This is a genomic window from Pseudomonas sp. S3_C06 (assembly GCF_054667675.1).
On record NZ_CP162747.1, the window covers coordinates 3,427,924 to 3,442,178 of the forward strand.

Annotated in this window: 12 protein-coding genes, 1 pseudogene and 1 riboswitch; of the genes and pseudogenes, 7 read left to right on the top strand and 6 right to left on the bottom strand. The window is 59.9% G+C overall.

What is annotated here, in order from left to right; all coding sequences use genetic code 11:
• Positions 1 to 16 precede the first annotated feature (16 nt).
• Positions 17 to 1,195: a murein transglycosylase A gene (gene mltA / locus AB4N44_RS15210; protein WP_460108566.1), complete on the top strand. Its 1,179-nt coding sequence runs from the start codon at positions 17 to 19 to the stop codon at positions 1,193 to 1,195.
• Between the two features lie 121 nt (positions 1,196 to 1,316).
• On the opposite strand, the gene AB4N44_RS15215 is transcribed toward mltA, so the two are convergent.
• Positions 1,317 to 1,700: an MAPEG family protein gene (locus AB4N44_RS15215; protein WP_077574861.1), complete on the bottom strand. Its 384-nt coding sequence runs from the start codon at positions 1,698 to 1,700 to the stop codon at positions 1,317 to 1,319.
• A gap of 39 nt (positions 1,701 to 1,739) precedes the next feature.
• Positions 1,740 to 2,573: an EamA family transporter gene (locus AB4N44_RS15220; protein ID WP_460108564.1), complete on the bottom strand. Its 834-nt coding sequence runs from the start codon at positions 2,571 to 2,573 to the stop codon at positions 1,740 to 1,742.
• 212 nt (positions 2,574 to 2,785) lie between these two features.
• Here AB4N44_RS15220 and AB4N44_RS15225 point away from each other — a divergent pair.
• Positions 2,786 to 3,956, top strand: a pseudogene (locus tag AB4N44_RS15225) (MFS transporter).
• 287 nt (positions 3,957 to 4,243) lie between these two features.
• On the top strand, positions 4,244 to 5,509 hold the full coding sequence (locus AB4N44_RS15230) for a cation:proton antiporter (protein WP_460108561.1): 1,266 nt from the start codon (positions 4,244 to 4,246) through the stop codon (positions 5,507 to 5,509).
• Here the strand turns inward: AB4N44_RS15230 and AB4N44_RS15235 are convergent, their stop codons facing one another.
• Positions 5,510 to 6,397 carry a formate/nitrite transporter family protein gene (locus AB4N44_RS15235; RefSeq protein WP_127930086.1) on the bottom strand — a complete coding sequence of 296 codons (888 nt, stop codon included), beginning with the start codon at positions 6,395 to 6,397 and terminating at the stop codon, positions 5,510 to 5,512.
• 174 nt (positions 6,398 to 6,571) lie between these two features.
• Positions 6,572 to 6,979, bottom strand: a complete 408-nt coding sequence (locus tag AB4N44_RS15240) for an acyl-CoA thioesterase (protein ID WP_016984776.1) — start codon at positions 6,977 to 6,979, stop codon at positions 6,572 to 6,574.
• Positions 6,980 to 7,177: 198 nt separating this feature from the next.
• A riboswitch (S-adenosyl-L-homocysteine riboswitch) is annotated at positions 7,178 to 7,276 on the top strand.
• A 23-nt stretch (positions 7,277 to 7,299) separates the two neighbouring features.
• On the opposite strand from AB4N44_RS15240, the gene ahcY reads away from it, so the two are divergent.
• The 4 genes from ahcY to AB4N44_RS15260 all read left to right on the top strand — a co-directional run bounded on the left by ahcY (position 7,300) and on the right by AB4N44_RS15260 (position 12,826).
• Entirely contained in the window at positions 7,300 to 8,709 is a 1,410-nt protein-coding gene (gene ahcY, locus AB4N44_RS15245; protein WP_007913721.1) for an adenosylhomocysteinase, read from the top strand.
• 156 nt (positions 8,710 to 8,865) lie between these two features.
• A complete protein-coding gene (gene metF / locus AB4N44_RS15250) occupies positions 8,866 to 9,711 on the top strand; it encodes a methylenetetrahydrofolate reductase [NAD(P)H] (RefSeq protein ID WP_007913720.1) in 846 nt (281 codons plus the stop codon).
• Positions 9,712 to 9,904: 193 nt separating this feature from the next.
• Positions 9,905 to 10,717: a substrate-binding periplasmic protein gene (locus AB4N44_RS15255; protein WP_460108558.1), complete on the top strand. Its 813-nt coding sequence runs from the start codon at positions 9,905 to 9,907 to the stop codon at positions 10,715 to 10,717.
• A 222-nt stretch (positions 10,718 to 10,939) separates the two neighbouring features.
• A complete protein-coding gene (locus tag AB4N44_RS15260; protein ID WP_150749733.1) occupies positions 10,940 to 12,826 on the top strand; it encodes a DEAD/DEAH box helicase in 1,887 nt (628 codons plus the stop codon).
• Positions 12,827 to 13,085: 259 nt separating this feature from the next.
• On the opposite strand, the gene AB4N44_RS15265 is transcribed toward AB4N44_RS15260, so the two are convergent.
• Positions 13,086 to 13,661, bottom strand: a complete 576-nt coding sequence (locus AB4N44_RS15265) for a YceI family protein (protein ID WP_007913714.1) — start codon at positions 13,659 to 13,661, stop codon at positions 13,086 to 13,088.
• A 31-nt stretch (positions 13,662 to 13,692) separates the two neighbouring features.
• On the bottom strand, positions 13,693 to 14,244 hold the full coding sequence (locus AB4N44_RS15270; protein ID WP_150775747.1) for a cytochrome b: 552 nt from the start codon (positions 14,242 to 14,244) through the stop codon (positions 13,693 to 13,695).
• Between the last annotated feature and the right edge of the window lie 11 nt (positions 14,245 to 14,255).

The following is a 14,255-nucleotide window of genomic DNA, read 5'->3' on the forward strand; positions in this document are numbered from 1 at the left end:
ACACAGGAATCACTCCATGAACAGCCGTTTCAAGGCCTGGCGTCACCCGCTGATTGCAACCCTGCCGCTGCTGGCGATACTCGCCGGCTGCACCGGTGGCGAGAACGCCAAGCCGAAAACCCACGCGCTGGCCACTTATTCCAGCGCCACTTGGGAGGCATTGCCGGCGGTATCCGATAGCGATCTGGTCGCCGGTTTCGGTTCGTGGCGCAGCGCCTGCACCCGACTCAAGGCAGATGCGATCTGGGGCACAACCTGCGCAGCAGCGGCCAATGTTCCACAGAGCGCCACAGAAATTCGTGCGTTTCTCAAACAGAACCTCGATGTCTACGGCCTGCGCGCTGAAAACGACAACCCCAACGGCTTGATCACCGGCTACTACGAGCCGGTCTACCCCGGCAGCCTGACGCCCACCGAGGCGGCCAACGTGCCGGTGTATGGCGTGCCGGAGGACATGATCATTGTCTCGCTCGACAGCATTTATCCCGAACTCAAAGGCAAACGCCTGCGTGGTCGCCTTGAAGGTCGAGTACTCAAACCTTACGACGATGCTGCGACCATCGAATCCAAAGGTGTGAAAGCCCCGGTGGTTGCCTACCTGACCGACCCGATGAATCTGCAATTCCTGCAGATCCAGGGTTCGGGGCGGATTCAGACCGCAGACGGCAAACAGCTGCGCATTGCCTACGCCGATCAGAACGGCCATCCATATCGGCCGATCGGCCGCTGGCTGGTCGAGCAAGGCGAGTTGAAGAAAGAAGACGTGACAATGAGCGCGATCAGCAACTGGGCCAAGGCCAATCCGTCGCGCATCCCCGAACTGCTGGGCAGCAACCCGAGCTATGTGTTCTTCACCCGCAATCCGGACAGCAATGAAGGCCCGCGCGGATCACTGAACGTGCCGTTGACTGCGGGCTACAGTGCGGCAGTGGATCGCAAGGTAATTCCGCTGGGCAGCCTGTTGTGGCTGTCGACCACGCGCCCGGATGGTACGGCACTGGTCCGCCCGGTGGCGGCGCAGGATACCGGCGGCGCGATTGCCGGCGAGGTTCGTGCGGATCTGTTCTGGGGCACCGGTGATGCAGCCGGGCAACTGGCCGGGGACATGAAACAGCAGGGGCAGATCTGGATGCTCTGGCCAAAAGGTGCGGCGCTGCCACAAGTGCCGCAGGTGGCTGATACAGAGAAGAAGTAACCCTTAGGATCTTTGTCGTCTGAACAATGGCTTTCGCGAGCAGGCTCGCTCCCACAGTTGGAATGCATATCCATGTGGGAGCGAGCCTGCTCGCGAAGAGGCCATCAGCAACACCCGAGCATCAGACCGACACGAAGAAGAACGAAGCAATCAGCCCCATCCCCACAAACCACACCAGCGACCGCAAGATCGCCCAGTCCGCCAGGTAGCAAATGATGTAAAGCAGGCGACTGGTAATAAACATCACCGCCAGCACATTGACCGTCACCAACTGCGCGGTTCCCACCAGGTGCGCGACGATCACCGCCGCTGCAAACGCCGGCATCACCTCAAAGCTGTTCAACTGCGCCGCGTGTGCCCGACGAGCCACACCGTTGAGACTTTCGAGAAAGTCGCGCGGATCGTGGTTGTCACTCAACCGGTAGCCGCCCACGGCTTTCGCCACGCCAGTGCAGACATATGGCAGAAAAATCGCAATCAACACACACCACAGAGCCACCGTCATAACGCCGTCCTTTTTTCGAGTTATAGAATTCGCGAGCGGTCAGAACTTCATCACCAGCATGCCGATCAGCACCAGCCCACAGGCTAAGAGCCGCGGACGGCCGAAAGGTTCTTTCAAGTAGCGCATGCCGAACAGCACCACCAGAATCACGCTGATCTCGCGCAATGCCGCCGCCTCCGCAATCGAGCCCAACTGCATCGCCCACAGCACCAGAGCGTAGCTGGCCAATACGCAGAAGCCCACCGCCAACCCCAGCTTCCATTGCTCACGCCAGAACAACATGAACGCCGGACGCTTGGCGACCCATGCCAGCAGCGGAAACGGCCAGGCGCTGAACAACGTGACCCAGACCAGGTAATCGAGCGGGTGCGACCAGCGCCGCAATGCCTGACCGTCGATGTAGGTGTAGCAACCGATACACAGGCCGATCAACGCCACCACCGGCAGCATCGACCATGGCAAATGCTTGCCGCCACCGCCCTGCCACAACAGACAAACCATGCCCAACGGAATCAGCATGATGCCGAAGATCTGCTGGGTGGTGAGCACTTCGCCGGCGAAGATCAGCGTCAGCGCCAGCACTACCAGCGGCGACAAACCGCGCATCAGTGGATAGACCAACCCGAGATCGCCGACCCGATACGCCTGAATCAGCAGGTAGCGATACAGCAATTCAAACGCTGCCGACGCCAGAATCCACGGCCAGATATCCATCGGCGGCAAGCTCACGAATGGCAACGCGATGGCGACGACCAGCAGCGCCACGGTGTCCATGCACGCCACCACCAGCAGCCGCTCGGCGCTGAACTTGATCAATGTATTCCACGTCGCATGCAGCAGCGCCGCCATCAATACCAACCCCGTCGCCAGCACGTTCCACTCCTTATTGTTGTTAGCGAGCCAATTAGTCAGATTATTGATTCGCGATGTGTCAGCAGCTGTTTATACTGCAAGCGACCACGCCGCACTCAGTTGCGCACAGAAAAATACCAATAATTCCTGCCTGCACCGCCCTCCTTCGAGATCGGTCGTCGGCCTGCGTATGCCTGATCAAAGCGTCAAGACTACCGACAGAGACCTTGCGCATGCCACTCGCCTTGCTTGCCCTCGCTGTTGCCGCATTCGGCATCGGCACAACCGAATTCGTCATCATGGGCTTGTTGCCCGATGTTGCCCGCGACCTTGCCGTGAGCATTCCTCACGCGGGCCTGTTGATCACTGGTTATGCGTTGGGCGTGGTGTTCGGCGCGCCAATCCTGGCGATCGGCACCGCGAACATGCCGCGCAAAGCGACGTTGCTCGGCATGACGCTGATGTTCATCCTCGGCAACGTGCTCTGCGCCCTGGCGCCGAACTACGCGACGCTGATGGCCGCTCGCGTGGTCACCGCACTGTGCCACGGCGCGTTTTTCGGCATTGGCTCGGTGGTCGCCGCCGGGCTGGTCGCGCCGAACAAACGCGCACAGGCGATTGCGATGATGTTCACCGGCCTGACCTTGGCCAACGTTCTCGGCGTGCCGCTGGGCACGGCGCTCGGGCAATACGCCGGCTGGCGTTCGACCTTCTGGGCGGTTTCGGTGATCGGAGTGATCGCAGCCCTCGCGCAGTGGTTTTGGCTGCCGAAACACATCCCGATGGACAAGGCCAACCTCGCCTGCGAATTCAAGGTATTGGGCAAGATCAACGTGTTGCTGGCGCTGGGCATGAGTGTGCTGGCATCGACCAGCCTGTTCAGCGTGTTCACCTACATTGCGCCAATCCTGCAAGACATCACCGGCGTCAGCCCACACGGTGTGACTGTGATGCTGTTGTTGTTCGGCGTCGGCCTGACCGGTGGCAGCATGCTCGGTGGGCGTCTGGCTGATAACCGTTTGTTGCCTTCGCTGGTCGGTGTGGCCTTGGCGGTGGTGGTGATTCTGGCGGCGTTCAGCCAGACCAGCCGTTCGGTGGTGCCGGCGGCGATCACGCTGGTGCTGTGGGGGATTTTTGCTTTTGCGCTGTGCCCGATTCTGCAATTGCTGATCATCGATCAGGCCCATGAAGCGCCGAACCTCGGCTCGACATTGAACCAGAGCGCTTTCAACCTCGGTAACGCGGCGGGTGCGTGGATCGGCGGGCTGGTGGTTGCCAGTGGTGCAGAATCTGGCGGATTTGCCGTGGACCGGGGCACTGGTCGGCGTGCTGACGGTGCTGACGGCGCTGTTTTTCATCTATCTGCAACGTCGCGAAACGGCTGGGGTCAATGTGTCTGGCTAATCGTGTCGTGCCAGACAGAGCCCTCACCCTAGCCCTCTCCCAGAGGGAGAGGGGACTGAACGGGGGATGCTTCAGAAGTACGCCGACCTGAACGCGCATTGCCGAATCCATAATCGACTCGGTTATTCAGGTCGATGCATGCCACAAGACAATAAGGTCGGCTCCCTCTCCCTCCGGGAGAGGGCTGGGGTGAGGGAAGCTTGTGCCCTCAGTCGTTCTCGGCCCATCAAACCCCTGCGCCCAAGTATCGGACGCGCTCCATTCACCCCTCATCCAAAGGACCCCGGATGCTTGAACTTGTCGCCGCTTTCATCTGCCTCACCACCCTCCTCACCTTCGTCAACTTCCGCTTCATCGGCCTGCCGCCGACCATCGGCGTGATGGTGACTGCGCTGCTGTTCTCCCTGATCCTGCAAGGCCTGAGCGTACTCGGCTACCCCGGTCTCGAAGAACGCGTGCAGCAACTGATCGGCCAGATCGACTTTGGCGATCTGCTGATGAACTGGATGCTCTCATTCCTGCTGTTCGCCGGCGCCTTGCACGTCAACCTGAATGACCTGCGCAGCTACCGCTGGCCCATCGGCCTGTTGGCAACCTTCGGCGTGTTGATTGCCACCACGGTAATCGGCAGCCTCGCCTATTACATTTTTGCCCTGTTCGGCTGGCACGTGAGTTTCTTGTATTGCCTGCTGTTCGGCGCGCTGATTTCGCCGACCGACCCGATTGCCGTGCTCGGTGTGCTGCGTACCGCCAACGCCTCGAAGCCGCTGAAAACCACCATCGTCGGCGAATCACTGTTCAACGACGGCACAGCTGTTGTGGTGTTCACCGTATTGCTGGGCATCGCCCAACTCGGCGAAACCCCGACCATCAGCGCCACCGCCATGTTGTTCGTTCATGAAGCCATCGGCGGTGTGTTGTTCGGCGGGCTGATCGGTTATCTGGTCTATCGAATGATCAAGAGCGTCGAACAGCATCAGATCACCGTGATGCTGACCTTGGCGCTGGTCATTGGCGGTTCGGCGATGGCCACGGAGATTCACGTTTCCGCGCCGATCGCGATGGTGGTGGCCGGTCTGATCATCGGCAACCTCGGGCGCAATCTGGCAATGAACGACATGACCCGCCGTTATCTGGACGGTTTCTGGGAATTGCTCGATGACATGCTTAACGCGCTGCTGTTTGCGCTGATCGGCATGGAGCTGTTGCTGCTGCCGTTCAACTGGCTGCACGTGACGGCGGCGAGTGTATTGGCGGTGGCCATTCTGCTGTCGCGCCTGCTCACTGTGGCTCCGGCGATTCTGCTGCTGCGCCGCTGGCGGACAGTGCCGGCCGGCACCATCCGGATTTTGACTTGGGGCGGTTTGCGCGGCGGTGTTTCAGTGGCACTGGCCCTGGCCCTGCCGCTGGGCCCGGAGCGCGATCTGCTGCTGAGCATCACTTACATCGTGGTGCTGTCGTCGATCCTGTTGCAGGGTCTGACCATCGGCAAACTGGTCAAGCACGCGACTCGCAACGAGCCCACGACCACCAGCGAACCCGCTCACCACTGATCATTTTTTGATCGCCTGCGGATCAGGTTTCTCGGCCTGATCCGCAGATTCCTTCGGCGCACCGCTCTCGCTGCGAATCTGCGCATGGCTGATCAGCGCAAAGATAAAGCTGCCGCCAATGATGTTCCCCGCCAGCGTCGGCCCGGCGAAGACCATCCAGAAATCACTCCACGGCAATTCGCCGGCAAACACCAGATATGACACCTCGGCCGAACCCACCACGATGTGAGTGAAGTCGCCGAGCGCCATCAGGTAGGTGATGAGGATGATGATCCACATCTTCGCGCTCTCCATGGACGGAATCATCCAGACCATGGTGGCGATCATCCAGCCAGACACGATGCCTTTGGCGAACATCTGGCTGGCATGGTTTTCCATGACTTTGCGGCCGATTTCGAGGAAGGCAACGTCGGTCTTGCTGTCGAAGATCGGCAGTTCGAGCATCACGTACGCCACCAGAATCGTGCCGCAGAGGTTGCCGACGAGCACCACCGTCCACAGACGGATCAGCCGGCCGAAGTTCTGAAGGGTCGGCTTGGTCATGACCGGCAGCACGGCGGTCAGGGTGTTTTCGGTGAACAGTTGCTGACGGGCGAGGATCACCGCGAGAAAACCTGCGCAGTAGCCGAAGCTGGCGATCACTTTGAATTCATCACCGTCGGGCAGGCGCGAATTGAGCAGGCCCATGCCCATCAGCGACAGGCCCATGGTCAACCCTGCCGCCAATGCCGACCACCAGAGTGCGGCGATGCTGCGCTCCAGTTCCTGATCGCCTTGAGAGCGGATGATTTCATGCAGGACGGCCGCGCGGGGCGGCTGGTTTTTCTCGACTTCATGCTGTTCTTTGGCCGAGAGATCGGGGGTCTTGCCGTCGGTGGGAGTGGTCATGGCGTGGGAACCGTGGGGGTGGTGTTTACCTACGACCCCGGCGGTTCATGGCTGTTCAGTGGGCAGATGATTCTTCGCTGACTGAACAACCGCTTTCGCGAGCAGGCTCGCTCCCACAGGTACAGCGTGATCCTTGTGGGAGCGAGCCTGCTCGCGAAGGGCACGCCGCCGATATCACTTGGTAACGAGTTCATCTTCCTGGAACTGGTCTTTCACATATTTGATTTCAGTGCGCCCGTGCGGTGCCGGCAAGCCGTCTTCGCCCAGATTGACGAAAACCATCTTCTCGACGGTCAGAATGCTCTTGCGGGTGATCTTGTTGCGCACTTCGCAGGTCAGGGTGATCGAGGTGCGGCCGAACTCGGTGGCGGTGATGCCCAGTTCGATGATGTCGCCCTGGCGCGAGGCGCTGACGAAGTTGATTTCGGAAATGTACTTGGTCACCACGCGCTGATTGCCCAACTGCACGATGGCGTAGATCGCCGCTTCTTCGTCGATCCAGCGCAACAGACTGCCGCCGAACAGGGTGCCGTTGGGGTTGAGGTCTTCGGGTTTTACCCATTTGCGGGTGTGGAAATTCATCTTCACTCCTGAGTGTCTTGCCGAACGATGGACGGTATCTTGGCAGACTGAGCGGTCAGGCTCCATGCGGCTTCGACTATGGTCGTCATTAACGATCTTCATCTGGCCGACAGAAACCCTTTGGAAGATCAGTCTAGACGGCTATAATCGCCACCGTTTCAAAACGGTAACGTTCACTTGCTACCGTTTTCCCGCCACCTGTCCGAGGGGCGCTGCAGCAGGTTCAACCTGTCAGGCTCGGATGGGGCGTTGACTGGCTCAGGCCAGACACTAAACGCACAACGGCGCCCATTCGCATACATTACGAATGGAGGCTCTTCATGAGCGCTGTTATCACGCCTGCAGATTTTAACGATTACAAAGTTGCCGACATGTCCCTGGCTGCCTGGGGCCGTCGCGAAACCATCATCGCCGAATCGGAAATGCCGGCTCTGATGGGTCTGCGTCGCAAGTACTCCGGCGAACAGCCGTTGAAAGGCGCCAAGATCCTCGGCTGCATCCACATGACCATTCAGACTGCCGTGCTGATCGAAACCCTGGTTGCCCTGGGTGCCGAAGTACGCTGGTCGTCGTGCAACATTTTCTCGACTCAGGATCAGGCTGCTGCCGCTATCGCTGCTGCCGGTATCCCGGTTTTCGCCTGGAAAGGCGAAACTGAAGAAGAGTACGAGTGGTGCCTGGAGCAGACCATCCTGAAGGATGGCCAGCCATGGGACGCCAACATGATCCTCGACGACGGCGGCGACCTGACTCAGCTGCTGCACGACAAGTACCCACAAGTACTGGATCGCGTTCACGGCGTGACTGAAGAAACCACCACCGGTGTACACCGTCTGCTGGACATGCTGGCCAAGGGCGAGCTGAAAATCCCGGCCATCAACGTCAACGACTCGGTGACCAAGTCCAAGAACGACAACAAGTACGGCTGCCGTCACAGCCTGAACGACGCGATCAAGCGCGGTACCGACCACCTGCTGTCCGGCAAGCAAGCGCTGGTCATCGGTTACGGTGACGTGGGCAAGGGTTCGGCCCAGTCCCTGCGTCAGGAAGGCATGATCGTTAAAGTCTCCGAAGTTGACCCGATCTGCGCCATGCAAGCGTGCATGGACGGTTTCGAACTGGTTTCGCCGTTCATCGACGGTATCAACAACGGCACCGAAGCAAGCATCGACAAAGCGCTGCTGGGCAAGATCGACCTGATCGTGACCACCACCGGTAACGTCAATGTTTGCGATGCGAACATGCTCAAAGCCCTGAAGAAGCGCGCCGTGGTCTGCAACATCGGTCACTTCGACAACGAAATCGACACCGCTTTCATGCGCAAGAACTGGGCATGGGAAGAAGTGAAGCCACAGGTACACAAGATCCACCGTACCGGCCCGGGCGCTTTCGACGCGCAGAACGACGACTACCTGATCCTGCTGGCCGAAGGCCGTCTGGTAAACCTGGGTAACGCCACTGGCCACCCAAGCCGCATCATGGACGGTTCGTTCGCCAACCAGGTGCTGGCGCAGATCTTCCTGTTCGGCCAGAAGTACGCCGACCTGTCGCCAGCCCAGAAAGCCGAACGTCTGACTGTTGAAGTACTGCCGAAGAAACTCGACGAAGAAGTGGCTCTGGAAATGGTTCGCGGCTTCGGCGGCGTGGTCACTCAACTGACCAAGCAACAGGCTGACTACATCGGCGTGACCGTCGAAGGCCCGTTCAAGCCGCACGCTTACCGCTACTAACAGGCGCTTGCTCGCTCTCCCTGTGGGAGCGAGCCTGCTCGCGAAGGCGTCTCAACATTCAACATCCGTGTTGTCTGACCCGGCGCTTTCGCGAGCAGGCTCGCTCCCACACGGGATTGCAGCGCCTCGAAGGTTCTTGTTTCCAAGGGTATGACCATGTCCCAAGACCGTCGCTACAGCTTCGAGTTCTTCCCGACCAAGACCGATGCTGGGCATGAAAAACTGCTCGCCACTGCCCGTCAGCTGGCCACCTACAACCCCGACTTCTTTTCCTGCACCTATGGCGCTGGTGGTTCGACCCGTGATCGCACCCTCAACACCGTTCTGCAACTGGAAAGCGAAGTCAAAATTCCGGCCGCACCGCACCTGTCGTGCGTCGGAGACAGCAAGGACGACCTGCGCGGCCTGCTGAACGAGTACAAGGCGGCCGGCATCAAGCGCATCGTCGCCCTGCGTGGTGACCTGCCGTCCGGCATGGGCATGACCAGCGGCGAGCTGCGTCACGCCAATGAACTGGTTGAATTCATTCGTGAAGAAACCGGCGATCATTTCCACATCGAAGTTGCCGCTTACCCGGAGATGCATCCACAAGCACGCAACTACGAAGACGATCTGGCCAACTTCGTGCGCAAGGCTCGCGCCGGCGCCGACAGCGCGATCACCCAGTACTTCTTCAACGCCGACAGCTACTTCTACTTTGTCGACCGTTTGCAGGCGCAGGGTGTTGATCTGCCGATCGTGCCGGGGATCATGCCGATCACCAACTACAGCAAACTCGCGCGCTTCTCCGACGCCTGCGGTGCGGAAATCCCGCGCTGGATCCGCAAGCAACTGGAAGCCTACGGCGATGACACACAAAGCATTCAGCGCTTTGGTGAGCAAGTCGTCAGCGAGATGTGCGAACGCTTGTTGCAGGGCGGCGCGCCGGGGCTGCACTTCTATTCCATGAACCAGGCTGAGCCTAGTCTGGCGATCTGGAATAACCTGAAGTTGCCGCGTTGAAGCAGCTTCAAGCTTCAAGCTGAAAGCGACAAGCAAGATCAAAAGATTGCAGCCTTCGGCAGCTCCTACATTGAGATTTCATATCCCGTGTAGGAGCTGCCGAAGGCTGCGATCTTTTGCTTTTAAATGCCCGAAACAGAGCTTGTGCCGGCACTTTCTGGCTCTTTCGCGTTTCTCGTCGTAATCTCAAGCCATGCCTTTGATCACGCAGTTATTCGCCGTGCTGGTTTTTGCTTGCCTGAGCTTCGCCGCTCGAGGCGAGAAGCTGCGTATTGTCACCGAGCCATGGGCGCCGTACGTGTATGAAGAAGGCGGCAAGAACCTCGGGCTCGACTACGAAACCACGGCCATCGTCTTCAAACGTCTGGGCATTGAAGTCGAATGGCAATTCCTGCCATGGAAGCGCTGCCTGTCGATGCTTGAAACCGGTCAGGCCGACGGTGCACTGGACATTTTTCACAGCGACGAGCGCGACGCCACCCTGCTCTACCCGAGCGAACCCTTGTCGGATGTCGAGTTCGTGATGTTCTACGCCAACGACCGGCCGCATCCGTTCAGCAAACTCGAAGAACTCAAAGGCCTGACCATCGGCACTTCGCCGGGCTATCTGTACAGCCCCGATTTCAGCGAATCAACGTTGTTTAGCCGTGAGCCGGCACCGACCCACGAAGCCAACTTCGGTAAATTGGTGCGCGGTCGAATCGACTTGCTGATCACCGATCGCCGCGTTGGCCAGCATTTGCTCGATGAGCTGAATATCCGCGATCAGATCACTGAAAACCCCACCGTCATTAGCCGCCAAAGCCAGTTTCTCGCGGTTCGGCGCAATGCCGGCATGGATTTATTGGTGCAACGTTTCGGTGCCGAACTCAAACGTTTCAAGCGCGAACCGGCTTACGCCGAGCTGAGCGCACGCTACGGCGCCGCACCCGCCGGCAGCCCTTCACTGAACTCAGCCACGGCCAACAGCAAAACCGTTGAGCAGCAGGAAAGCAGCGCGCAGTGATTGCTCTGTTATACTCCGGCGTTCCCGCCAGGCTCACGCCCGGACGCCCGGAACCGTAACAGGCCTCTCGACCCGCTACAGCGCAGCTTTGCAGCCCGCGCGAGCGCTCCAGACGTGCCTTCGGAACCGCAGCAGGACCGGACGGGATTGCGTCCTCTTAAACGCCATTCGCGCCAGGCAAGACTCCCATTGGGCCAAGCCCTAACTAAAACAGGATTACTCATGTCCTTTGCTTCCCTCGGTCTCTCCGAGGCTTTAGTCCGCGCCATCGAAGATGCGGGCTATACCGAGCCTACTCCGGTGCAACAGCGGGCCATTCCCGCCGTGTTGCAAGGTCGCGACCTGATGGTTGCGGCACAGACAGGTACCGGTAAAACCGGCGGTTTCGCCCTTCCGATCCTGGAGCGGTTGTTCCCCAACGGTCACCCGGACAAATCCCAGCGTCATGGCCCGCGCCAACCGCGCGTACTGGTCCTGACCCCGACCCGCGAACTCGCGGCCCAGGTACACGAGAGCTTCAAGATCTACGCCCGTGACCTGAAATTCGTCAGCGCCTGCATCTTCGGCGGCGTCGGCATGAACCCGCAGGTTCAGGCCATGTCCCGTGGTGTCGACGTGCTCGTTGCGTGCCCGGGTCGTTTGCTCGACCTCTGCGGCCAGGGCAGCGTTGACCTGTCCCACGTGGAAATCCTCGTCCTCGACGAAGCCGACCGCATGCTCGACATGGGTTTTGTGCACGACGTGAAGAAAGTCCTCGCGCGCCTGCCGTCCAAGCGTCAGAACCTGCTGTTCTCGGCGACGTTCTCCAAAGACATCACCGACCTCGCCGGCAAGCTGCTGCACAACCCGGAACGCATCGAAGTGACGCCGCCGAACACCACGGTCGAGCGCATCGAGCAACGCGTATTCCGTCTGCCGGCCAGCCACAAACGTGCGCTGCTGGCCCACCTGATCACCGCCGGCGCCTGGGAACAGGTATTGGTGTTCACTCGCACCAAGCACGGCGCCAACCGTCTGGCCGAGTACCTGGACAAGCACGGCCTGCCGGCTGTGGCGATCCACGGCAACAAGAGCCAGAACGCGCGCACCAAAGCGCTGGCCGACTTCAAGGCCAACCAGGTGCGTATCCTGGTTGCCACCGACATCGCCGCACGCGGTCTGGACATCGATCAGTTGCCACACGTGGTCAACTTCGAACTGCCGAACGTCGATGAAGATTACGTGCACCGTATCGGCCGTACCGGCCGTGCCGGTCGTTCGGGCGAGGCGATCTCGCTGGTCGCGCCGGACGAAGAAAAACTGCTGAAAAGCATCGAACGCATGACCAAGCAGAAAATCGCCGACGGCGACCTGATGGGCTTCGATTCGAGCACCATTGAAGCCGAGAAGCCGGAAGTGCGTGAGCGTCCGGACGTGCGTAACCCGCGCAATCCACGTGGCCCACGCGGCGACGGGCCGAATGGCGGCGGCGGTGGCGGCGGTCGTAAAGACAAAGGCAAAGACAAGGGCAAGGAAAAACCGGCCGGTGAACGTGGCGAGCGCCCTGCCCGTCAGCAGAAACCGCGCGAAGGCACCCCAGCCCGCGAACAGCGCCCGAGCCAACCGCCACGTGCGGCGGCTGATCGTGCGCCGGACGAGTTCCTCGACGACGATGTGGATAACTTCGGTAATCGCGTTGACTACGTGCCCAAGCCTGCCCCGGCTGGCGGTCGCGGCCGTCGTCCAGGCGCACCGGCTCAAGGTGCTGGCGCAGGTTCGGGCGCACCACGCGGCGGTCAGTCGCAGGGTCGTCAGAACGGTCCGCGCAACAGCAACGGCTCGAGTACCGGCACCCCGCCCGCCAAACGCAGTGGCGGCCCGCGCAACGGCGCACCGCGTGATGGTCAGTCGGGTCGTCGCGACGAGTCCTCCTCGTCCTCGCGCAACCGTCGTCCAGCCCGTGACGATCAGCCACGCAGCGAACCGGCCGTACAAAACCCGCGCAGCACCGGGCCGAAGATCATGCACAAGGAATCGAAAGCCGACCGCTTCCCGACGCCTGAGCAGCTCGATCAACTGCCAAGCCGCCCGCGTGGCGAGAAACCAGCGCTGCTGACTCGCAATCGCTGAGTTGACGCCGCCATGAAAGATGCCCCGCCTCGCAAGAGCCGGGGCATTTTTTTAGGCGCCACAAACACCCCTGAATCACCGCATATCCCCTGTGGGAGCGAGCCTGCTCGCGAAAGCGGTCATTCAGCCAACATCAATGCTGACTGACCCGTCACCTTCGCGAGCAGGCTCGCTCCCACAGGGAAGTGTGTGTGTCGTAGACAATAAAAAACGCCCCCGGCCTTTCGACCGGGGGCGTTTTTATGTGGCGGGGCGAAAGTTACTTAACCTTCACGCCTTCCAGCGAGATGTCCAGATCCGCAGTCTGCGAGGTAGGACCTGGGCCCTTGATCCCGAAATCGTTCAGGTTGAGGGTGGTCTTGGCGTTGAAGCCAGCACGCTCGCCGCCCCATGGATCCTTGCCTTCGCCGTTGAATGTGGCTTTGAAGGTTACAGGTTTGGTCACGCCGTGCAGGGTCAGGTCGCCAGTCACGTCAGCAGTCTTTTCACCGGTCGATTTAACGGCGGTGGAGACGAACTTGGCATCAGCAAACTTGCCCACGTCGAGGAAGTCTTTGCTGGCGATGTGCTTGTCACGTTCAGCGTGGTTCGACCACAGGCTGGCGGTTTTAACATCAACCGAGATCTTGCTGGCTTCAGGCTTGGCCGAATCCCACGAGAAAGTACCGTCGAAATCTTTGAAAGTACCGTGGATGAAGCTGTAACCCAGGTGGCTGATTTTCCAGTCAACGAAGGCGTGCTGACCTTCCTTGTCGATTTTGTAGTCCGCTGCCATGGCCTGGGCCGAGAGCAGTGCAGAACCGATTGCCAGAGCGGCCAGAGTCTTTTTCAACATGCTTTCTTTTCCTTTGAGTCGAGGTTGAATTTCAGGCTTTGCGACCGAGCATTCGCGTCAGGGTCGCATCACGATCGATAAAGTGGTGCTTCAATGCTGCCAACGCATGGAGGCCGGAAAAAATTACCAGCGCCCACGCCAGCCAGAGATGAATCACCCCAGCGGTATCTGCCTGATCCGGTAGCCCGGAGAGCAGTGCAGGAACTTCAAAAAGGCCAAACACCGGGATCCCGACACCGTCTGCGGTGGAAATCAGGTAACCGGCAATCATCACAGCGAACAGCGCGAGATACAGAAACCCGTGGCCGAATTTGGCGCCGATACGGGTCATGCGGCTGTAGCTTTGCAGCGTCGGTGGCGGTGGGCTGATAAAGCGCCACAGCACCCGCAACACCATCAGACCCAACAGCACCAGACCGATGCTCTTGTGCAGATCCGGCGCGTCTTTGCGCCAGCTGCTGTAGTAATCCAGCCCGACCATCCACAAGCCCAGCGCGAACAGCCCGAAGACCACCAGCGCCACACCCCAGTGCATGAAGATGCTGACCCAACCATAGCGCGAAGAAGAGTTACGTAGCTGCATTGCCCAAATCC

What these genes read in the sequence shown, in the direction of transcription:
- metF (WP_007913720.1), top strand. Translation starts at nt 8,866, where the DNA reads ATGTCCCAAGACCGTCGCTACAGCTTCGAGTTCTTCCCGACCAAGACC.
- AB4N44_RS15215 (WP_077574861.1), bottom strand. Translation starts at nt 1,700, where the DNA reads ATGACGGTGGCTCTGTGGTGTGTGTTGATTGCGATTTTTCTGCCATAT.
- AB4N44_RS15240 (WP_016984776.1), bottom strand. Translation starts at nt 6,979, where the DNA reads ATGAATTTCCACACCCGCAAATGGGTAAAACCCGAAGACCTCAACCCC.
- AB4N44_RS15255 (WP_460108558.1), top strand. Translation starts at nt 9,905, where the DNA reads ATGCCTTTGATCACGCAGTTATTCGCCGTGCTGGTTTTTGCTTGCCTG.
- AB4N44_RS15260 (WP_150749733.1), top strand. Translation starts at nt 10,940, where the DNA reads ATGTCCTTTGCTTCCCTCGGTCTCTCCGAGGCTTTAGTCCGCGCCATC.
- ahcY (WP_007913721.1), top strand. Translation starts at nt 7,300, where the DNA reads ATGAGCGCTGTTATCACGCCTGCAGATTTTAACGATTACAAAGTTGCC.
- AB4N44_RS15270 (WP_150775747.1), bottom strand. Translation starts at nt 14,244, where the DNA reads ATGCAGCTACGTAACTCTTCTTCGCGCTATGGTTGGGTCAGCATCTTC.
- AB4N44_RS15265 (WP_007913714.1), bottom strand. Translation starts at nt 13,661, where the DNA reads ATGTTGAAAAAGACTCTGGCCGCTCTGGCAATCGGTTCTGCACTGCTC.
- AB4N44_RS15235 (WP_127930086.1), bottom strand. Translation starts at nt 6,397, where the DNA reads ATGACCACTCCCACCGACGGCAAGACCCCCGATCTCTCGGCCAAAGAA.
- AB4N44_RS15230 (WP_460108561.1), top strand. Translation starts at nt 4,244, where the DNA reads ATGCTTGAACTTGTCGCCGCTTTCATCTGCCTCACCACCCTCCTCACC.
- mltA (WP_460108566.1), top strand. Translation starts at nt 17, where the DNA reads ATGAACAGCCGTTTCAAGGCCTGGCGTCACCCGCTGATTGCAACCCTG.